Origin of the sequence: Shewanella sp. BJSY2023SW005 (assembly GCF_047314585.1) — a bacterium.
In the GTDB taxonomy this organism is placed as follows: domain Bacteria; phylum Pseudomonadota; class Gammaproteobacteria; order Enterobacterales; family Shewanellaceae; genus Shewanella; species Shewanella algae.
Window position 1 is genome coordinate 184,063 of record NZ_JBKORJ010000030.1, and the last position, 18,386, is coordinate 202,448.

The 18,386-nt window shown below is 52.4% G+C and carries 22 protein-coding genes; 6 read left to right on the forward strand and 16 right to left on the reverse strand.

Going from position 1 to position 18,386, the window contains the following annotated elements; all coding sequences use genetic code 11:
• The first annotated feature begins 17 nt into the window (after window positions 1–17).
• The 6 genes from ACMHXI_RS10255 (at window position 18) to ACMHXI_RS10280 (ending at window position 8,505) form a co-directional block, all read left to right on the forward strand.
• Window positions 18–3,623: a YdbH domain-containing protein gene (locus ACMHXI_RS10255; RefSeq protein ID WP_413734842.1), complete on the forward strand. Its 3,606-nt coding sequence runs from the start codon at window positions 18–20 to the stop codon at window positions 3,621–3,623.
• A 29-nt stretch (window positions 3,624–3,652) separates the two neighbouring features.
• Window positions 3,653–3,835, forward strand: a complete 183-nt coding sequence (locus ACMHXI_RS10260; protein ID WP_411394084.1) for a YnbE family lipoprotein — start codon at window positions 3,653–3,655, stop codon at window positions 3,833–3,835.
• 30 nt (window positions 3,836–3,865) lie between these two features.
• Window positions 3,866–4,186 (forward strand): YdbL family protein, encoded by a 321-nt coding sequence (locus tag ACMHXI_RS10265; protein ID WP_025890142.1) that lies wholly within the window; start codon window positions 3,866–3,868, stop codon window positions 4,184–4,186.
• A 275-nt stretch (window positions 4,187–4,461) separates the two neighbouring features.
• Entirely contained in the window at window positions 4,462–5,619 is a 1,158-nt protein-coding gene (locus ACMHXI_RS10270; RefSeq protein WP_208184684.1) for an MFS transporter, read from the forward strand.
• Window positions 5,620–5,679: 60 nt separating this feature from the next.
• Entirely contained in the window at window positions 5,680–6,093 is a 414-nt protein-coding gene (locus ACMHXI_RS10275) for a hypothetical protein (protein ID WP_052657997.1), read from the forward strand.
• Window positions 6,094–6,453: 360 nt separating this feature from the next.
• On the forward strand, window positions 6,454–8,505 hold the full coding sequence (locus ACMHXI_RS10280) for a TonB-dependent receptor (RefSeq protein WP_117200615.1): 2,052 nt from the start codon (window positions 6,454–6,456) through the stop codon (window positions 8,503–8,505).
• A 67-nt stretch (window positions 8,506–8,572) separates the two neighbouring features.
• Here the strand turns inward: ACMHXI_RS10280 and ACMHXI_RS10285 are convergent, their stop codons facing one another.
• The 16 genes from ACMHXI_RS10285 to ACMHXI_RS10360 form a co-directional block, all read right to left on the reverse strand.
• Complete coding sequence (locus ACMHXI_RS10285; protein WP_208184682.1) at window positions 8,573–9,403, reverse strand: tetratricopeptide repeat-containing protein; 831 nt, start codon at window positions 9,401–9,403, stop codon at window positions 8,573–8,575.
• A 114-nt stretch (window positions 9,404–9,517) separates the two neighbouring features.
• A complete protein-coding gene (locus ACMHXI_RS10290; RefSeq protein WP_025010485.1) occupies window positions 9,518–9,925 on the reverse strand; it encodes a PaaI family thioesterase in 408 nt (135 codons plus the stop codon).
• 92 nt (window positions 9,926–10,017) lie between these two features.
• Window positions 10,018–10,359, reverse strand: coding sequence for a hypothetical protein (locus tag ACMHXI_RS10295; protein ID WP_044734307.1), 342 nt, complete (start codon window positions 10,357–10,359; stop codon window positions 10,018–10,020).
• Window positions 10,360–10,493: 134 nt separating this feature from the next.
• Window positions 10,494–10,919, reverse strand: a complete 426-nt coding sequence (locus ACMHXI_RS10300; RefSeq protein WP_208184681.1) for a DUF6559 family protein — start codon at window positions 10,917–10,919, stop codon at window positions 10,494–10,496.
• Window positions 10,920–10,925: 6 nt separating this feature from the next.
• Window positions 10,926–11,357 carry a hypothetical protein gene (locus tag ACMHXI_RS10305; protein ID WP_054743837.1) on the reverse strand — a complete coding sequence of 144 codons (432 nt, stop codon included), beginning with the start codon at window positions 11,355–11,357 and terminating at the stop codon, window positions 10,926–10,928.
• A 21-nt stretch (window positions 11,358–11,378) separates the two neighbouring features.
• Entirely contained in the window at window positions 11,379–11,960 is a 582-nt protein-coding gene (locus ACMHXI_RS10310) for a GAD-like domain-containing protein (protein WP_025010481.1), read from the reverse strand.
• A 265-nt stretch (window positions 11,961–12,225) separates the two neighbouring features.
• Window positions 12,226–12,615 carry a hypothetical protein gene (locus ACMHXI_RS10315; RefSeq protein WP_208184680.1) on the reverse strand — a complete coding sequence of 130 codons (390 nt, stop codon included), beginning with the start codon at window positions 12,613–12,615 and terminating at the stop codon, window positions 12,226–12,228.
• Between the two features lie 42 nt (window positions 12,616–12,657).
• The gene (locus ACMHXI_RS10320; RefSeq protein WP_208184679.1) at window positions 12,658–12,963 is read right to left on the reverse strand and encodes a hypothetical protein; all 306 of its coding nucleotides are present in this window, start codon (window positions 12,961–12,963) and stop codon (window positions 12,658–12,660) included.
• A 44-nt stretch (window positions 12,964–13,007) separates the two neighbouring features.
• Window positions 13,008–13,301, reverse strand: a complete 294-nt coding sequence (locus tag ACMHXI_RS10325; protein WP_025889069.1) for a hypothetical protein — start codon at window positions 13,299–13,301, stop codon at window positions 13,008–13,010.
• 129 nt (window positions 13,302–13,430) lie between these two features.
• Complete coding sequence (locus ACMHXI_RS10330) at window positions 13,431–14,099, reverse strand: Type 1 glutamine amidotransferase-like domain-containing protein (RefSeq protein ID WP_335900865.1); 669 nt, start codon at window positions 14,097–14,099, stop codon at window positions 13,431–13,433.
• Window positions 14,100–14,209: 110 nt separating this feature from the next.
• On the reverse strand, window positions 14,210–14,794 hold the full coding sequence (locus ACMHXI_RS10335; protein WP_109247581.1) for a hypothetical protein: 585 nt from the start codon (window positions 14,792–14,794) through the stop codon (window positions 14,210–14,212).
• 341 nt (window positions 14,795–15,135) lie between these two features.
• Window positions 15,136–16,269, reverse strand: a complete 1,134-nt coding sequence (locus tag ACMHXI_RS10340) for an alpha/beta hydrolase (RefSeq protein ID WP_413734848.1) — start codon at window positions 16,267–16,269, stop codon at window positions 15,136–15,138.
• 36 nt (window positions 16,270–16,305) lie between these two features.
• Complete coding sequence (locus ACMHXI_RS10345; RefSeq protein WP_208134356.1) at window positions 16,306–16,725, reverse strand: DUF6228 family protein; 420 nt, start codon at window positions 16,723–16,725, stop codon at window positions 16,306–16,308.
• A 41-nt stretch (window positions 16,726–16,766) separates the two neighbouring features.
• Window positions 16,767–17,048 carry a DUF6150 family protein gene (locus ACMHXI_RS10350; RefSeq protein ID WP_025010474.1) on the reverse strand — a complete coding sequence of 94 codons (282 nt, stop codon included), beginning with the start codon at window positions 17,046–17,048 and terminating at the stop codon, window positions 16,767–16,769.
• Window positions 17,049–17,126: 78 nt separating this feature from the next.
• A complete protein-coding gene (locus ACMHXI_RS10355; protein WP_025010473.1) occupies window positions 17,127–17,570 on the reverse strand; it encodes a hypothetical protein in 444 nt (147 codons plus the stop codon).
• 91 nt (window positions 17,571–17,661) lie between these two features.
• A complete protein-coding gene (locus ACMHXI_RS10360; RefSeq protein WP_028781056.1) occupies window positions 17,662–18,273 on the reverse strand; it encodes a LysE family translocator in 612 nt (203 codons plus the stop codon).
• Window positions 18,274–18,386 lie beyond the last annotated feature (113 nt).

The window sequence follows — 18,386 nt, forward strand, 5'->3', positions numbered from 1 at the left end:
AAGGCCGGGAAACACCAATGAGGTATCGACTCCCAAGCAAGAAACGCCTGACTGTATGGGCTGTTGGCATGTTGCTTCTGCTGGTGCTGCTTCCGAGTACCCTGCTGGTAGGGCTGGTTTGGTCCCTGTATGAAAGGCCGCAGTGGCTGCTGCCGCATATTAATCAATATCTGGCTGCGCAAGATATTCGTATCGACGAGTTGCGTCTGGCGCCTGAAGGCTGGGACAGACTGAGCTTCGATTATCTCAAGCTTGATTACCAGGGCAGCGAGCTTGAGTTTCATCAACTCAGGCTCCAGCTCAAATCGCCTGTCAGTGCAAAACGAATTTGGCAATTGCTGACAGGCGAAGCATCGACGCCTCCCCCTGGCTCCACCGACTGGTTGATGGCGCAACTTCAAAAAGTCAGCTATCGAGACGCCGGTTTTAGTTTGACGCCTGAGCTACTCTTGCCCGGCGGTGATGATGGCGGTCAGAGTCTGACGCTGGACTTGAACTCTGTGCCCGAAATAGCCCTGGGGCCGACCCGAATAAGCCTGCAACCCGAGGCGGGCGTATCCGATACACCCAGTGCGTCGCTGACCTTGGATAAGGCAGGTAAAACCCCAAGCTTTATTCTGCTGCTGCAAAAGTTGCAGCTCAGCCCTTCCGGGCAACTGGTTACTGAGCTGGCCACCTGGTTACAAGGAGGGCAACAAGAGACTCACTCAGGAACTCAAACAAGACAAGAGACGCCCCTGCTGGCATTAACCGCCGATTTGAAAGCCAAACTCGCCAACGGTGCCCCCGCCTGGCGATTGACCAGTCATCTGCATCTCAAAGCGCTGCAACAAGCGCTGGCAAGTGTTGAGCAGGACCCGGCCGCAGCGCCCCTCATCAGCGCCTTTAAACTTGATGAAATATTGAATGCCGAGCTGATGCCGAGCCTTGGCGGAGATCTCTTCTCACAACTGACTCTGGATTTGACCCAAGGCAACATAGACTCGCGCCATTGCTGGTCGGCGCCGACTATTGCCATGCTGGGACTCGAGCAAGTGGCGCTTAAGATTACGCCGCTGCCTCTGGAAGCTAAGGCACACAATTCATTGACTGATAGCCCTCTGTGCCCAAGTTCCAACGCTGCTGCCAGTTTCAGTGCCAAGGCTGAGGCTGAGGTTAAGGATAGTGATGGCGCGGGGTTGCGCTTTCGCTTTTCGGGCTCCACCAGCGAGCAGTTTTTTGAGCTGGCGCCGCTGAGACTCACGCTTTCAACCACTCCGGCTCAGCGCCAAGCGCTGCTTGCCTTGCTCGCAGCAACATCCTCATCCGCACAAACATCAGCAACCAAGGCCGCGGAACTCGAATCGCAATTGGCGCAGCTGCAGCAAGTCTTGGCACAAGAGCCCGCTGAAAAAAAACAAGTAAAACCCCTTATCGCCGCAATTGAGCTGGCGCTTGATCAGGGCCTCGACGCCGAATTCAAACCCACCAAGGACAATGATACAAAGAACAATGCGGCAACGGGCAATGAGACATCCATGCGGGTGTCGCTGCCGAATCTGACAGTGCGGCCGCTACTGCCCGCCCTGATGACAGAGAAGCAGCAAGCGTCGAGCGGTGCGCCAATTAATGGGCCAAGTGTTGCGGAATTGAGCCCAGCAGTGCTCAGTAATGGCGAGCGGCCGAGTTTGCTGCTGACCCTTGAAAACCTGCAATTGCAACTGCCAAAGGCCGCAGGAGCACAGCAAGACACTTCTGTTTCTTTGCCGCAAAGCGCCAAGCCTCAAGGGTTAAATTCGCCGGGCTCTGGTTTATCAAGCTCTGGCTCATCAGGCTCAAGCTCACCAAACTCCTCAAACTCAAAGCCCTTGTCGGCCGAGCAGCGACTCGAACTGGCGCTGCAACAGGCCATTCAGGGGCTGCAACTCAGCCTTGAGCTGTTGCCACTGGAACAAGCACGCACAGACTGGCGCCTTGAAGCCTCCCTGCCAAGCGGTTTTCGCTGGCAGTCGGCTGCAGCTGAATTGCAACTCAATGAGGGCGCATCAATGGCACTTAGCGGTAAGCTGGCACTGGAGTCGACAAGCGAAGGGCAACAACTGAACTTCAGCCTCGCGGCCAATTCCGGGTTCAGCACTGACGCCATTCAAGCCGGTATAGAGGATAAAAGTATCCAACTCTCGGGCTTTAAGTTGTCACTGCTGGACCCGCTCAGTGGCAGCTTCAACCAAGGCAAACTTAAGCTGTCTTTGCCCGCGGTCAGCAGCCAGCTGGGTGAATTGCAGGCTAAAAGCGGGCCGCTGGCACTGTCGATTGCCCAAACCTCGCTCCTTAGCCCCGGACTCAGTCGAACCCTGGATGCCAACCTAAATCAAAAACGGCACTTGCCACTCTTGAGCCAACTCTTGGATGAGCGTTTTGCCAGTCGTCTGAATCTGGCCTTCGATGGGCTCAACTTAAGCCAAACCCGGCATACCAAGCTCGGACCTCGCACCGAAACCCTGCTCAATCTGGGCTATGGCAGCTTCAGCCAAACCATTGACTGGCAGGATAACCGTCTTATCAGTGAAGAAAACTGGCAACTGGATAATATCCCGCTTCACAGCCGCCACGACTTTATGCCCATCTGGCCCAAGCGGGCCAAAGATCCGCTTGGCTATCGCTTGAACAGTCGCTGGACCCTGGATACGGATCTCGCGGATATCAAGGCGCTGGCGGCCAAGAACCTGCCCTTGCCTCCTGAGTTGGTACTCAGGGGCGAGACCCATATGATTGCCGACCTCAAGCTCGAAGGGCTTGGACGAGCGCTGCAATTGCAACTGGATTTCAACCCGCTGCTGTCGGATCTCTCTGGCAGTATCAGTCAGTTACCATTTGAAGGCGCCAACCTGTCGGCATTGTGCCGTTTGACACTGGCCAAGGAAGCCAAGGCGCCGGCAGAGGCCGAACTCAACTGTCAGCAGCTCAAGGCTTCGGTACAGGCCTTCAACCCCGGAGTGCTGTTGACCAATCTGGGACTGGAAGGCCAGCTCAGCCTGACCCCTGAACTCGACAACAACCAAAGCACTCAAGCCAAGCTGTTGCCCGGATTTCGGGATGCCGATATTCAGGTGCGCGGCCAAGGCGAGTTACTCAAGGGACAAATGCTGCTGCCCAGCTTCCGCTTGCGGCTCAACGCGCCATCCAATGCCTATTTGGTGTTGCAGGGCCTGAGCCTGGAAGAACTGTTGGCCATCCAGCCTCAGGAAGGCATCTACGCCGACGGTATTTTCGATGGTGTATTGCCGGTATTTATTACCGACGGCCAGGTGTCGGTCAAAGGCGGCCGCCTGGCGGCCCGTGCCCCAGGCGGACTTATCAAGGTCGGCAATAATCCGGCTGTAGCTCAAATGCGTGCTGGGCAACCCTATCTGGACTTTGCCTTTTCTACCCTCGAACACTTGCAATATTCTACCCTGGCCAGCACTTACGATATGGCACCGGATGGTGAGGCCTGGCTCAAGGTTGAAGTAAAAGGTAAGGCCGAGGGGATTGAACGCCCTATCCACTTGAACTACTCTCATGAGGAGAACATGCTGCAGCTCCTCAGGAGTCTGACCATAGGTGACAAGCTTCAAACCCAAATTGAAGCTTCCATGCAGTGAGGACACAAAAGGACATGAATGTGAAACAGATTAAATTTCTGCTGCCGCTGGCTACAGCCTTGCTGCTGGCGTCGGGTTGTACCCCAACGGTCAAGATTGAGCCACCGGATAAGCCAATCGTTATCAACCTGAATGTGAAAATCGAACATGAAATTCGCATTAAGGTCGATAAAGAGTTGGATCAGCTGCTGACCAATGATGAACTCTTCTAAGGTGCCAGAATTCGCGAAAGGAAAACACAGATGAAAACCAAGTTGATGACCCTGACTGCCGCCCTGTTGATGAGTTTCTGCGTCTTTGCCATAGGTTTGCAGGACGCCAAGAGCCAAGGGTTGGTGGGTGAACAGCAAAACGGCTATTTGGGCGTGGTCAAATCCAGCGCCGAGGTGACGGCACTGGTTAAGGATATCAATGCCAAACGCCGGGCACATTATGAAAAAATCGCCCGTCAAAACGGGATTTCCGTGGATGATGTTGCCAAACTCGCCGGCGCCAAGGCGATTGCTGCCGCCGACAAAGGCCATATAGTGCAGGATGCTTCCGGCAAGTGGGTTCGTAAATAACCCGTTAACCCCCTTAATAAGGACTGGCTCAATGCTGGTCCTTTTTTATCGCTTTAACCCTTATCAAAATATTCCCCGGCCCTGACATAAGCGCAGCCCGCTTGTGTCACTTCAAAGGTGCCCCCACCCCGCAATTCCCGCATGGCATAGCCCCATAACAAGTTTTCATGAGCGTGGCAGCACAGACGGGTCGTAAAATCGCATTTGCTGAATTATTTCTGAACTATGACTGCAGCACTCTCTTTCGTCGCTTGCCACTATCCACAGGAGTCAAGATGCCACTGGCTATTCTTGCGTTGACTCTCGCCAGTTTCGCCATCGGAACCAGCGAATTTATCATTATGGGTTTAATGCCCGAAGTCGCCGGGTCACTCAATGTCAGCTTGCCTCAGGCCGGCCTGTTGGTGACCTTCTACGCCCTTGGCGTAGTATTCGGTGGCCCTGTACTGGCGATGGCTACTGCTCGGATCCCCCGCAAGCGCACCCTACTCGGGCTTATGTTACTGTTTATTGGCGGTAACCTTTGCTGCGCCTTGGCCGATGGCTATGAAACCTTGATGCTGGCTCGCGTACTGAGCGCTTTATGTCATGGCACGTTTTTTGGTTTGGCTTCCATAGTGGCTGCCGATTTGTCCCGGCCGGAAAAACGGACCCAAGCCATTGCGTTGGTCTTTATGGGCGTTACCCTGGCCAATATCCTGGGAGTGCCCCTGGGTACAGCCATAGGTCAGGCACTGGGTTGGCGCTGCGCCTTTTGGGGAGTTGCCGCAATAGGATTGTTGGCACTTGTTGCATTGTGGTTTTACCTGCCGGCCAATCTGGTTCAGCAAAAGGTAAGGTTTAAAGATGAACTCAAGGTACTAAAGAACCGCAAAGTCCTCAGCGGCCTGGCCTTATCCGTGGTGGCCAACGCCAGCCTCTTCAGTGTTTTCACTTATATTGCCCCAACCTTGGGACAAGTTAGCGGCGCCTCTCCCAAGGAGATCACTTTGGTACTGTTTGCCTTGGGGTTGGGATTGTCTCTTGGCAGTTTACTTGGCGGCTTTCTCGGCGACAGAAAACTTCTGCCCTCGCTCACATTCCTGAGTCTGGCGTTGATTGGCATTCTAACCCCGTTGCATTTTTGCCTCGGCAGCTTGCTGTTAACCGTGCCGCTGCTGATGCTGTGGTCAGTTGTCGGCTTTGCACTTTGCCCCATGCTGCAGATGTTAGTGGTCAAGAGTGCCGCCAAGGCGCCTTTGTTAGCGTCAACCTTTAACCAAAGTGCCTTTAATCTGGGGAATGCCCTCGGTGCCTGGATTGCCGGGACTCTGCTGGCATTGGGCACAGGACTGAACGAGCTTCCGTTGGCCGGGGCCTTGCTGGCGCTGATGGCTTTGCTCCTCGCCATGAGTCTGGGTTGGCGCCGCGAACCACAGGCAGCCAACACTTGATGTCGATTGCCGCTTTGGTTAACCTCACGGCACAGACTGCAGCCCCAAAGGAAGGACCCTATGGCTGAATCCCCCGCACAGATCATGCTTGAAGACGCAGAAACGCTCCACACCCGCCAGGCGGTATGGAGCGCACTGTCGGACTTGTTTCTTGATACAGATGTCGCCCTGCACTACCCCGGCATCACCCGAGTATGTGCACTTTCACCCTATTCCCTGCCGGAACTGGAGCATATTCTCTACCGCGAAGTTGCCCCTGTGTGCGGCCCCAATCTATTCGATGTCTGTGGCGAATGGGCCGGTTTCGATGAGCAGTGGCTCAAGGAGAGTATTATGTTGCAGTTCACTACTCCTCCCGGTCTTTGGCAAAGATTGAAGCAGCGCCTGGCACAAAGAATGTTCGCCCGTTACCTGACGCCTCATTGGCAACTCTTGTCGCTGCAGATCCAAAGCCGGCGCAATAACCAACGCTAACTAGCCCTTTAAAGTCTTTAGCCGCTGAGCATTGGGCGGCAGCGGCTTCCAACGGCCAAAGTCATATTGATTCCAGTCTGACTGAGATATAGAGCGCCCCCTTTGATCCAAGCCATCGAACGTGCCCGAGCAACTTACCTTAAGCGCACTCAGATGCCAGCCCTAAAAACTGCAGTTTCATCACAGACTTATTTCGAGTATCCAATTTGTCCCTTTTACAAAAGATTTCCCTGCATTCGATCACAATTTATTAAATGATAACAATTATCACTTGCACTCATATTTGTAACAATATAAATTTGCCCCCCACTTAAAGCTTATTTTCTCAATCGCTTCATTTGTTAATCAGGACAGATACTCATGCCTAGCTACAAGTTTAAGCTCAACGCCCTGCTGCTCGCTATGCTGGCATCACCGGCCTTTGCCGACGATGCTGTCGAGCGCGGAAATCAATCAATCGAAAAAATTGTCGTTTTGGGGGAAAAGACAGAGAAATCATTGAAAGACGTGAGTTCATCTGTATCTGTCATCACCGAAGAGCAGCTTAAGACGCTGCAATACCTGTCGGTGCATGACGCCATCTCTGAAATCCCCAACCTGGTAGTGCTGTCCGGGCAGATGCCCAATATCCGCGGGGTTTCCGGTAACGGAGCCGCCACCGGCTTTAGTGGGGTTTCCGGCGGCGCCAAGACCCGGGTATCGACAATAACCGATGGAGTGGCAGAACCTTTTATGGCGGATTTGACCGGCGATACCGGCATGTGGGACATAGAGCAGATTGAAGTGTTTCGTGGTCCCCAATCCACCAGCAATGGCCGCAACAGCATAGGCGGCGCCATGTTTATCAAGACCAAGGATCCGACTTTTGACTGGCAGGGTGCCGCTCGTGTGGGTTATCGCAGTGAGAGCCAATATATAGACTCGGCCGCCGCTATCTCCGGCCCTTTGATTGAAGATGAGCTGGCCTTTCGCCTGTCGGCGCAGCATACCGATGGTGAAACTTACGCCAACCCGGTTATCCATGAAGCTAACCCGCCTGGCTTTGATCTGAATAAGCTCAACACAGACAGAATAAGAGCCAAACTCCTGTGGGAGCCCGCTGCCATTGACGGCCTCAAGGCCATGCTCAGCTATTCCAAAAACCATGAGCGCGGCAACACGGGACGGCAATACTTCAGTGGTGACGATCCCTGGAAGTATCAGCCCATCAATCCCAGAAACATGGACACTGAATCCGATACCGGCAGCATCAAGCTGGACTACAGGATCAGTGACAATTTCTCGGTCGACTTCTTGCTGGCCAGAATGAACTACAACTGGGTGATGGATACTTATGACAAGGATCCTGCTACCGAGCAAGTGGTGAGTATGGAGGAGTCCAACACCACGGCTGAAACCAAGCTGCATTTTGGCCTTAACAGCGAACTCTACAGCGGCTTTATCGGCCTCTACTATTTCAAGCGCGATCAAGACTTCAACAGTATCGGCGGTTCGGTTTATCGCGGCGACGACAATAGTGACTCCAAAGCGGTTTTCGGCGAATTTACCTATAACTTCACCGATGACTTCAGGATCACCGCCGGAGGCCGGGTCGAACGGGAGTCGCAGCTACGTAATTTCTGGATGAAGCAGCCGCAAACGCCCATAGAAGATACCCTGGACAACAGCAAGACCATCAAGTTGCCCAAGCTGGTGCTGCAATACGATATCAATGCCGAGACCACAGTCTCCTTAAGCGGTCGCCGTGGTTACAACGCCGCCGGTGCGGCGATAGGCTTTCCGGAGAATGAGTTCTACTTCTACGATGAAGAGTACGTTAACGCCTATGAACTTGGGCTGAGAACCAGCCTGGATGGCGGTAATATCAACCTGAGCGCCAACCTGTTCTACAACGACTACGACGGATATCAGGCCACAGGTTCTGCCAGACGGGTTATCAACATGGACAAGGTAATTACCTATGGTGCCGAGTTTGAAGCCTCAGCCATGGTGACCCGGGATCTGCGCCTGCACGGCGGCCTTGGGCTGTTGAGTTCGGAAATCAAGGAACCTGGAGAAGGTTATGCCTCAGCCAAGGGCAATGAACTGGATTCGGCCCCCTCAATGACCGCCAATCTCGGTGCCCAGTATTGGCTGACAGATCAGCTTACCTTCAGTGTCTCCGCCAACTATGTCGGTGAGTACTATGGTGACTTTGAGAACACAGAGGAACGAGTTGCCGGTGACTATGTGCTGGCACGTATGTCGCTCAATTATGAGACAGACAACTGGATCTTCAACGCCTTCGTCAACAACGCCTTTGATGAGAAAGCCGTGTTGAGCCGCTCTCCGGCAGCCCGTAACTACCCGGATGGCTATGCGGCGATAGTCGATCCCCGTAACTTTGGGGTCTCAGTCACCTACCAGTTTTAACCTTAGATAAGCCAAAAGGCTCCCAAGGGAGCCTTTTTAATTTTATTGAAGCCCCTTTGACCAAGAGTTACGGCTTCCAAGCCGTTTCATGACTGAGTCTCACGCGGCGATCATCCCCTAAGTGCGTTAAACACAAGGCGGAAAACTCGCTTTGCCAACGAGTCAGCTCAAACCCATAGCGCTCTTGAAAGGCCTGAGTCTCAAAGTACATGGAATAGGCATAGTTTTGATACAGCATCAATCCGGGCAGCACTTGGCCAGCCTGCAGATACTCCCTGGATGCCGCCAGCATGATGGGATAGTTGTCGTTATGCTTTTCACCGCCAAATCCCGGCTTAAAGCCATCGAGCCGGCGGATGAAGGGATCATCTTCAAGATAAGTTTGCAACTGCACCTGGCTGAGCATTCGCATTACGCCATCGGAGGGGATGCCGAAGGCCCAATTACTGTGAAACGCCCGTAGAGCAGCATGAGCCGCCAGTTCATTTCGCCCCAAACGCCTTAACTGCGATGCCAGTGCAAACCAATAGTCACCCACTTCCGGTAATTGCTCGCAGGCCTGCTGCAGTAAAACAATGCCTGCCTCAATATCGTCCTGCGTGGCTGGCCCCTCCTCTGCTCCGCGAAAAAACGCCTTGGCGCTCTGAACCAACATTGGCGCAAAGTCTGCGTCTTGCGGCTCTTCATCGCCGCGCTCCCAGTCGTTGGCTTCGAGCCAGGCAACAAATTTACCGGCGCCGGAAAAGGCCGGTACCAACTTGGCCTCATCGTGCCACATGTCACAGACAATCGGCGCCTCTGTCTCCCGGCCCAAGGGCCAATAGAGCCCAAAATAATCACCGTTGCCGAGCTCGGCATCGAACAGAGGCAGAAAGCCCAATGAAGGATAGGGTCCCATGGGCTGCTCGTCCGCAGCAAAAGGTGATAATAGATTGATTTCAGGAGGAATATGCATGATGCGACATCTCTATCAGCGCGGAGGAAAACAACTGTTTTTGAATGGGGTTAGAGGCTAGCTCGCCGGCGGAATGGAATAAGTGCCCACGGCATGGGCCACCAGGTCGCTGTGTCCGTCCGAAAACACAGACACCTCGGCAATCGCCAGTGATTTACCCAGTTTCAGCAGCCTACAATCGGCGACAATGTCACACTCGGCACTGGGTTTACGCAGGAAGTTGATATTCAGGTTAGTGGTTACCGCCAGCGGCACTATGCCTATTTCCCCCAGCAAGGCGACATAGATGGCAATATCCGCCAGCTCCATCATGGTCGGCCCTGAGACAGTACCACCGGGGCGCAGGTGCGCCTGAGTTATCGGCTTACGCACTCTGGCCGACTTATCTCCCAGATGTTCAATCACAATGCCGCTATGTGGCAGCTCATAGTTAATAAAAGCTTGCAGCTCGGCGATAGTCACCATCTAAACCTCCTTGATTGTTAGGCCAGTCGTTGCGGGTATCAATGGGCATGGGTATTACTTGGACATTGGCAGCCTCTGGTTTAGCTGCCCTTCTACTCCTGTTTGGTCGTGGGCTTTGATACCACTTTTGATTGTTGCCGACGTTTAAGCTCCCGCCCCTGAAGGGTGAATATCGACCAGACCAACAACAAAGGCAGCATTGGGACTATCCCCCAAAGCAAATCCACAGAACTTGCCACCAAGGTGTATTTAAGCTGATATACCGGCACCAACACCCAAAGGGGATAGCTGTAAAACAACCCTCGCACCAGACGCATAGACAAACTGCGACGCAGCTCGGCGCCGGGAAGCGAGGCAAACATCAAGGCAAACCAGCCCAAAACGCCCGTCAGCAGTGCAAAACCCAGCACAAGCTGGATCAATAGTTCCGGCATTGCCCTCTCCCTGAGTATAAGCTTCTAACCCTTTTGCCCGATTTACAGTGCTGACCGGAGCTCTCCTGTCAGCCAGGAGTGGTCATCGCAGAAGCAAAGGCCAAGCGCCCACGACCAGCTCGCTCACTTTCAGCTTAATCACTGCCAGAATCACACCCCGGATCCGCAGCGGCGGTTTCCGCTGCACTATGGTCTGTGCTGGCATCATGCAGGCTCGTGATAGAAAAATCCTGTGGCCGGCCAAAGATAACCTCCGCAGCTTCCCTTCTCAGTTGCCCATAGTCCGGCTCACTGGAACCTTGGGCGATGGAAGTTTGCATCGAAATGCGGGAAAACTCGGCCGGTGAGCAGTACATGGCATAGGCATAATATTCGTTGGTCGAAATCTTGCCATTGCTGTCACCGTCTCTGGCCGGACGCCTGAGCTTTTGTCTGATTAAGGCCCTTTCCAGCTGATTTCTGGAGTAATATCTCTTCTTGCCATAATGCTTTAGCAAATCCCTGGATAGCTTACGGGCATATTGCCTTATCTTTCGTTTTCGAAACAGATGGGCAAACATAAGAACTCACTCTGCTTGGCTCGCTTCTCCAATATGCCGCTTTGTGCTCAAAGGCTGATTGGAGCCCACTTGCCGAGCGGCACCAAAGAACAGATATGGCGCGGCAAATAAGTTGATGATTAAGCTGTAAAACAGCGGCAATAAGGCCACGCCCAAACCGGCCATGATGGTTTCGGCGCCGCCTAAGCTTTGCATCAAAACCCGCAGCAAACCGTAAATAAACATAAGCCCGGCGGCCAACCAGCATACTTTGATGGCCCCCCGTAATTTGGCGCGCCTTGTCGCAGCCAAAGGGGTAAACCAACAAGCCAGGGCGGGAGCAATAACGCCAAGCATGGAGGGGAAATCGATAAACATGGCCCAGTGCGCCGACAAAACCAGCTTGCCAAGCGTATACAAACAGACCAACCAGTAGACTATGACTGCTGCCCGGTTCAATTTCTCCTCCTGTTCTCGCGGTTAGGCTTCAAGAGCCAATTGCAGCAATAAGTCCAGCTGAACCCTGGCATCGCCTCTTTGAGTCTTATCAATGGCAGGTTCACCACCGAGACGCAGTGCCGGGGTGTAAAAGTAGATCTGGTTCTGCTGCAGCTTACCTTGCAGATCACTGACTTGCTGAAGATCCTTCTTCCTGAAGAAGCTGGCTTGCACTTCATCGTCACAACACCAGTCGTTGAAGAAATCTTCCATGCTCCAGGTGAGCACATCTGTCTGCGAAGTGTGGGGATCGATAAAGGCGATATCTTCATCCCCTTCATCGCTCAGGAGTCGATAATAAAAAATGTCGCCAAAACAGCTGATAGCGAACGGGATGCGACTCATGTCTTCATCCAACATCAGCCAGCCCCAGAGATTGTCCAGGTATTCATCCGGATCAATAAGTTGGATTAAACCATCACCATAGTGGCCAAAGCCATGTTGTTGCCACAGTTCCAATAAGCACTCGGGCAAATGGTCCTGATATTTGGCAAGAGTTGGCGCCGATACTGATTTGATATCTGCGCCGGGTGGCAGATGGTCGATAAAAGATTGCAAAAGCATTGAGGTAAAATTCCTTTTCCGATCAGAATAACTGTCACAAAACCTTGGGTTTTCCGTGACCTTGATTTGAAAGCCTTAGCAGGCACTTAAGTATGACATGGGGCGAGGATAAGCCCGTTGCCGATTATGCGGCCTTTGATAGCATGATTGCAATCCCGAGAGACGCACCGGCTATCCACAGAGCCCAAAAATCGCCCAGACAGTATCGATATTTGTCCGCAATATCTATTCGATCGCAAAACTCTCGGCGACAAGCTTTAAGGTATCAGTCTGAGCTTGGTACAGACCTGGCATCGAGCCGTAAAATGGTGAAGGCGATGCTTTCGCCGCTAATATTGCTATCGAAAGGTGCCTCCAGCCGACATAGGCCGACATCTATGACAGCACCTTGGGTAATATCGGTTATGGTGCCAAATGCGCGGTAGCTCCATCCCTGAATATGCTGCAGCAGCCTTAACCCCTCCGGGTTGCCGGCCAACATGGTGTTTTGATCCTCCTGTTCACAGGCGATACCGACGCTCAGCTCAATATCAATGACCTCACCATAAGTCAGGCTGTCACCACCGAATTCATCCATCACAGTAAGCGGCTGCCCCGCCACTTCAATAACGGCTTCGAGGTAATCGCCCTCGGTTTGCTTAAACACTGCTTGCACGGTTTTCCTTATAAAATTTTTTTGAAGCTGTACCTCCGTTGGTCACTGCTCAGCTTCTTTGGCCGCCAGCCATTCACATTCGGCTGTGGTGGCCAATTCTCCCAGTTGACGACGCTGATCCCGCCCCTGGAAACTGGAACGGGCCCCCTTGAGGATAGGTACCGCATATTGAATATCACGGGCCAGTTGCCCGAGAAATAGATTGCCGGAACGGCGATATTCCGCCATTTCCTGCCCATTGAGCTGGATCATAAAGCGGTTGTTATGTCGGCAAAGCACGTCCAGATATAGTTGTTCTTCATGCTCCAACAGGTACCATTGCGTTTGAGACATTGCCAATACTTTCATACCCAGCTCCCGACTATGCCGCTTTTACCGAAAGAGGCACTAAATTACAGCAGCGTAAGCCACTCTGAGGTATCTGCCAGAATAAACTCATAGCGTTTGCCATCATTGAGAATGACCCGCAGCGCATCTGCCGATATAGGGAAAATACCGCCGCCAGTAGCCAGACACTTTTCTACCGCGCAGATATCATCACGCTTGAGTGTGTAGGGCCCCAGCCCCAGTTGCTGATTGAAAGGCACAAACTTAAGTTCATTGCCGGTCAAGGAGATTTTGCCATCGGCTTTGGCCACTCCATTCTGCACTGTAGTCATTGACGATTTGATCAGTTCTGCTGCCATCCTTACTTCCTCTTGGGTGATGCCTTGCTTCCTTAAGGCCTTGTTGGCATAAGCCATCAATAATGTTCAAACTACCCCAATAGATGAGGTTTGTCATCCCGATGAACGGGCACTGCTACACAGCAAAACTCAGGCGATAGCCTCTGGCAGGATGAACTCCGGCGCACCAAAACTGTGAAGTCGGCCATCAATAATGGCCAGAGCGTCTTCATCCGAGCAGAGATAAACGGGCAAACCATGCCGCTTAGCCAATTGCTTTGCACGCTGTTTTTGGCTGAGGCCATGGGATTGGTCTCGGCTCTGCGAATTAACCACATGGGGCACAAATAAAAGGTCGGCCAAGCCCAGCGCCTTCAGGTTTTCAAGGCCCACTGTATTGCTGTCACCACAAAGCACCGCGGTTTCTATGTTGGCGGTCAGCAGCATGGCGCCGGCACTGACACCAACCAGGAGATGTCCGGATGCAGCATAACTCTTGAGTTTCTGCTGTTGATTGCGACTATGCAAGCCGCGCAAAAAACGGTAAGTATCCCCGCCCGAGAGATGCACTAAAGGCTTATCCAGTAACGTCTGCATCACAGTGTCGTTAAAACCCCGTTCAAAATCCAGGTAGGTGTTGAGGTTTATGCCAAGGCCTTGATAAAACGCCTGTGTTGCCCGGTAGAAATCCCCCTCGGGATCAGGCTCTGAACCTATGTAACCACCGACTTGTCCTTTAAGCCCCAAAGCCTCAATAACAAACGCTAGCGCCTTATGGCCGGTTGCGCTTTGGTGATTACTGAGCAGCAGTAGATTCATACTTTTTCGCTCCTTGAAAGTCGGCAGTTTCTTGCAACCCCCTGAGTTTCCCGCTCACAGCCTCAACGGCCATTCGCGCCGTGATTGATAAAGTTCATCAGCCCAAGACATCAGCGCAGGGAGTCAAAAGCAGCCAGCAGTGCTTCATCTTCTCTTTCTAACAGGCATTCGCCAATCTCATCTATGGGTAACGCAGCGCTGCGGGACAACAGCTTAAGGGCTTCAATATGCTCAAGAGTCAGTTCATGCTCGGTAAGCAAGAGCGACCAATCGAAACTGTCGACAAGCGCCTGCTCGACACCATCGGCATACAGCTGGTTAAACCTTTTTGGGTTGTGACCGAAGATCAATGCCGCCAAGCAAGCATATTCGCCGAATTCACTGTCATCATCAAAGCAGTAATCCAACGCTATGCCCCGACTTAGCAAGGCTGCCAAAGCCTGTTCACCGGCTCCATTCAAATGGTATTCATTGTAAAACAAACAGGCCGCCGCCGTAGCCAGTGCCTCATGGGAGAAGGCGTATCTGGGCAGTAGAAAATTAAAAATGGCGTAAGCGTCAGACTCTCCTGCGAAGACCAATGCCAACAACCGGTTATGGTCCAAGCGGCCACCCACTGAAATAAACGCGCTAATAAAACCGAGATAAACATCGTGACACAGCCGGTAAAGATGTTCAGGGTCGTCTTCGACCAAGCTGCCATCCGGCCGTTGACTTTGATGATGTCAAATAGCGGCGTAAACTGCTTCGGCTCGGAATAATACGTCACACGGCAATACATAAGGTAATAGATTTGATAGTCCTTGATAACGGCGTTCGCCCTGAGATAAGAGATGATCTCAAGCCCGGCCGGGTCTTTCTCTATCCTGAACATATATTGGGACCAGGCTTTCGGCATATGCTGGCGCAAATAGTCCAGATTGCCTTCTTCAATATGTTGTTTTATCTCATTTAATCCACGAAACACGGCATTCCTCTCATAACAGGTGTAAATTTTCTCCGGGAAATCCCGGGCTTGGTAGGTAAAAGACCTGAGTTAGGGCTGACTCAGTTTTTGCTCAAGCGCCCGGTTCTGAGCCATAATCTCTTCGAGAAAAACCGAACCATGCAGCCTGGCCAATTGCAGCGCCTTGATAGACGCCGCCATAGCCTTATCGAGCTGTTGGTTAAGCGTATAGGCCGTTGCCAGGCTGTCCCAAAGGATTTCCGAGCGAGCGAATTTCTCTACTCCTTGCTCCAATATGGCAACGCCCCAGGCAGTTTGGCCCTCATAGGCGGCCTTTAGGCCGTATACATTGAATTGATGTGCCGACAACGGAAAGGTATAGTCATACTCGGCAGTTTTTTCCCTGTAGAACGCCAGCAGCTGTTGCAGCGACATCACATCGACTTCCGGTACCGCGTTCCAGCCACTGAAGATGGCTTTAAGCCCCTCGACATTGCCAATCAAGGGAGTGCTGTCGTGGGTTTCTCGGGCAAAACGGGCATTGAAAACCTGTAGCTTTGACGGCTTCTTGGTTTCCAGTTTTTGCAGCATGGCATCAAAGGCCCGCGCCATCTCGCCTGGCTCACTCGCCATACTGAGAAACCAGCGCATGGGCGCTTTGCGCTCGCGAGTCTGGTATTTGTCGTAATCTGTAATCAAGGCACCATCGTCCCACCACAGGCTGGGACTAATGGCTATCGCGGCATTGAAGGACGATGCCGGACCGAGCACCTGATAACTGCTGTAAAGCCCGGCCAAAGAGTGGCCAAATATCATCCGGTAAGGCGCCAGACGGTAACGTTCACTCAATGTAGGCAGCAGTTCCTCTGCGATAAAACGGTTATAAACATCGGCCTTTCCCGCCCTTGCGGCGAAATCTTCCGGCTCTGTGGGAGTAAAGTACTTGAGTCTGTCGCGGGTGCTTATGCCCACCACTATCATTTCCGGTACTATGGCGTATGTGCTCAGAAAGCCGACGCTGGATGCCACATGATGAAACTGAGTCGAACCATCAAGTACCAACAGCAAGGGGTAATGAAAACTGTCTGAATGTCGATAACTCTCGGGCAAAGCAACCTGAACTGTCACAGCTTCATCGATAAGCCCGGCCGCAAGTGTAAAACGCTGCTCTTCGGCCAATATAGTCAGAGGCAGCAAGGCACAAAGCAAAAATACGAATCTCATGGAAATCCTTGTCAGTAAAACGTCTTTAAAGGGCATTCAAAGGCCGGCCGGCGCGGGATAAAAGAAATCTTTGCCGTTCATAGCCAATGCCTGCAACTGCCCGGCTTCTATCGCCAGGCTCACCTCGGCGCTCCAGGCAGGAAAACCACCTTTGGCTAAAAGGCTGACGGTCAATAGCAGATGGCCACAGGCATCTGTCGTTGCCACAAGACTGTACTCACCTTCTATGGCAGCCCAGCTTTGCTCGCCTTGCCAACCCTGCCACTGCCGGGCAAGCTCCTCAAAGAAATCCGCCGGGTTCCGTCCGTAGGGAAGATTATCCACCCTCACACTTGCCTGCATGCCTTCTCCCGAGATGGTCACGCAATAGTGTTTAAGCCAGCCACTGGTGTCCAGCTCGGGTTCATGAAAACGCACAGAGCAGCCAAAGCTGTTTACCAATATCCATCCTTTCACCTTTCCGGCGTCCTCTTTACCTGGATTTAAAAGCAGCCGGGTTACAAACGGCCTTTGAGCGGGTGCTGAGTTTGCCAACCACTGGCTCCGCGGCTGCTGACAAAATACACCAGCAGATCGGCCGCGCCACGATGGCTGACCCAATGAATGAGTGACGTAGCCATTGAGCGGCTCGCCACCTGACACCAGAGACTATCCTGATTGTGTGTAGCGCCGCGGCTGTCGACTCGATAAACCAATAGATCGGCGGCCGCGCGGGAGCTGACTTCATGTACCAGCACCTTGGCCGCTCCCCGAACCTGAACCTCATAAATAAGCGCCATAAAACCTCCCTGTTGTAGCTTGGCTCTTGGTGGTTTTGCCTCTTATATCTAAATGCCACGCCTGTGATGCCTGAACACTCAGGGCTGTAGCATGCCTAAATCTTCAGCCACTTTCAGCGGGTTAAAAGGCCCGTCGATAGCCTTTGCCAGCGCCTCAACCTGACTCTGATCCAGGTGTTGTATCGCCTCTTTGTCCGGCGCCTCAAAATAGATAAAACCTTTGAGCAAGTCGTTGAGTGTGGTGATATCGGCATCGGCGAGTACCGCTTTGAGTCTCAGTGCTTCATCCTCAGTACACTGATAGTCTTTTAACTCATTCAGGTAAATCAACACTGCTATCTTGTCTTCACGTGCCAGAGCGTTGAACCAAGGGCTGGCGGGGAATGTGAGTGTCGATGTCTTGCCCTGACGATCACATGCTTGCCAGCTGTCATTCCATTGCTTCAGATAGGAAAACTTATCGACTTGAGTTGCGCAGCCTGACAGCAACAGCGCAATTGATACCACTATGATTTTCTTCATAAATCCCTTTTATTCTGCAAGCTTGTTGAAGATACCAACAACCCGCTTGAGATCATCCTATTTAAAAGCTCATGCCATAAACCCTGTGACACTAGCGGCTTGATGCGGCGAGGCCAATGCCGAAGCAGACAAAGACGCCGCCGCTTAGCTTATTCAGCACTGAGCTTCCCTTGCCGGAAGCCAGCTTGGTCTTGGCAATGGAAGCAAACAGGGCATACAGAGTGTGAATAAGGATCACCAAGCCACTAAAGGTTGCGGCGAGTAAGGCAAACTGAGGAGCGTATTCCCGCTGCAGGTCGATAAACTGCGGGAATATCGACATAAAAAACACGATCGCCTTGGGGTTGGAGATGGAGACTAAAAATCCTTCGGCGAAACACTTGCGAGCGCTGCCTTGCTGTAAATGAGCGCTGCTGGTGCCACCACCCTTGGCTCGGAACATTTTCAGACCAAGATAGATAAGATAAGCGGCGCCAATAAACTTAATTACAGTAAAGGCCAGTATTGAACTGGCCAACACAACCCCCAAACTGGTGGCCGAGATCAAGGCAACAAACAAAATAGCCAGTGCGACCCCAAAGATACCGGCAAAGGTCTTGAGCAAGCCGCGTTGAATCGAGTTGTTGACGGTCAGCATCACCGCTGGCCCAGGCAAGAGAATGGTGGCCATGGCAACACCGAAATACACAAAATAGTTATCCATTTTTATTCCTGAACTGATAAAACTGTCAAAAACCCTTAATCCATTCAAATCTGCCAATCATTGTCATAGATATAGGGCCTGCAAACCCGCAAACATGGATAAGCGATAAGCTC

Bases quoted from the DNA above. Each gene is read 5' to 3' on its own strand.
- ACMHXI_RS10255 (WP_413734842.1), top strand. From the start codon at position 18: ATGAGGTATCGACTCCCAAGCAAGAAACGCCTGACTGTATGGGCTGTT.
- ACMHXI_RS10265 (WP_025890142.1), top strand. From the start codon at position 3,866: ATGAAAACCAAGTTGATGACCCTGACTGCCGCCCTGTTGATGAGTTTC.
- ACMHXI_RS10270 (WP_208184684.1), top strand. From the start codon at position 4,462: ATGCCACTGGCTATTCTTGCGTTGACTCTCGCCAGTTTCGCCATCGGA.
- ACMHXI_RS10275 (WP_052657997.1), top strand. From the start codon at position 5,680: ATGGCTGAATCCCCCGCACAGATCATGCTTGAAGACGCAGAAACGCTC.
- ACMHXI_RS10280 (WP_117200615.1), top strand. From the start codon at position 6,454: ATGCCTAGCTACAAGTTTAAGCTCAACGCCCTGCTGCTCGCTATGCTG.
- ACMHXI_RS10285 (WP_208184682.1), bottom strand. From the start codon at position 9,403: ATGGGACCCTATCCTTCATTGGGCTTTCTGCCTCTGTTCGATGCCGAG.
- ACMHXI_RS10290 (WP_025010485.1), bottom strand. From the start codon at position 9,925: ATGGTGACTATCGCCGAGCTGCAAGCTTTTATTAACTATGAGCTGCCA.
- ACMHXI_RS10295 (WP_044734307.1), bottom strand. From the start codon at position 10,359: ATGCCGGAACTATTGATCCAGCTTGTGCTGGGTTTTGCACTGCTGACG.
- ACMHXI_RS10300 (WP_208184681.1), bottom strand. From the start codon at position 10,919: ATGTTTGCCCATCTGTTTCGAAAACGAAAGATAAGGCAATATGCCCGT.
- ACMHXI_RS10310 (WP_025010481.1), bottom strand. From the start codon at position 11,960: ATGCTTTTGCAATCTTTTATCGACCATCTGCCACCCGGCGCAGATATC.
- ACMHXI_RS10320 (WP_208184679.1), bottom strand. From the start codon at position 12,963: ATGAAAGTATTGGCAATGTCTCAAACGCAATGGTACCTGTTGGAGCAT.
- ACMHXI_RS10325 (WP_025889069.1), bottom strand. From the start codon at position 13,301: ATGGCAGCAGAACTGATCAAATCGTCAATGACTACAGTGCAGAATGGA.
- ACMHXI_RS10330 (WP_335900865.1), bottom strand. From the start codon at position 14,099: ATGAATCTACTGCTGCTCAGTAATCACCAAAGCGCAACCGGCCATAAG.
- ACMHXI_RS10340 (WP_413734848.1), bottom strand. From the start codon at position 16,269: ATGAGATTCGTATTTTTGCTTTGTGCCTTGCTGCCTCTGACTATATTG.
- ACMHXI_RS10350 (WP_025010474.1), bottom strand. From the start codon at position 17,048: ATGGCGCTTATTTATGAGGTTCAGGTTCGGGGAGCGGCCAAGGTGCTG.
- ACMHXI_RS10355 (WP_025010473.1), bottom strand. From the start codon at position 17,570: ATGAAGAAAATCATAGTGGTATCAATTGCGCTGTTGCTGTCAGGCTGC.
- ACMHXI_RS10360 (WP_028781056.1), bottom strand. From the start codon at position 18,273: ATGGATAACTATTTTGTGTATTTCGGTGTTGCCATGGCCACCATTCTC.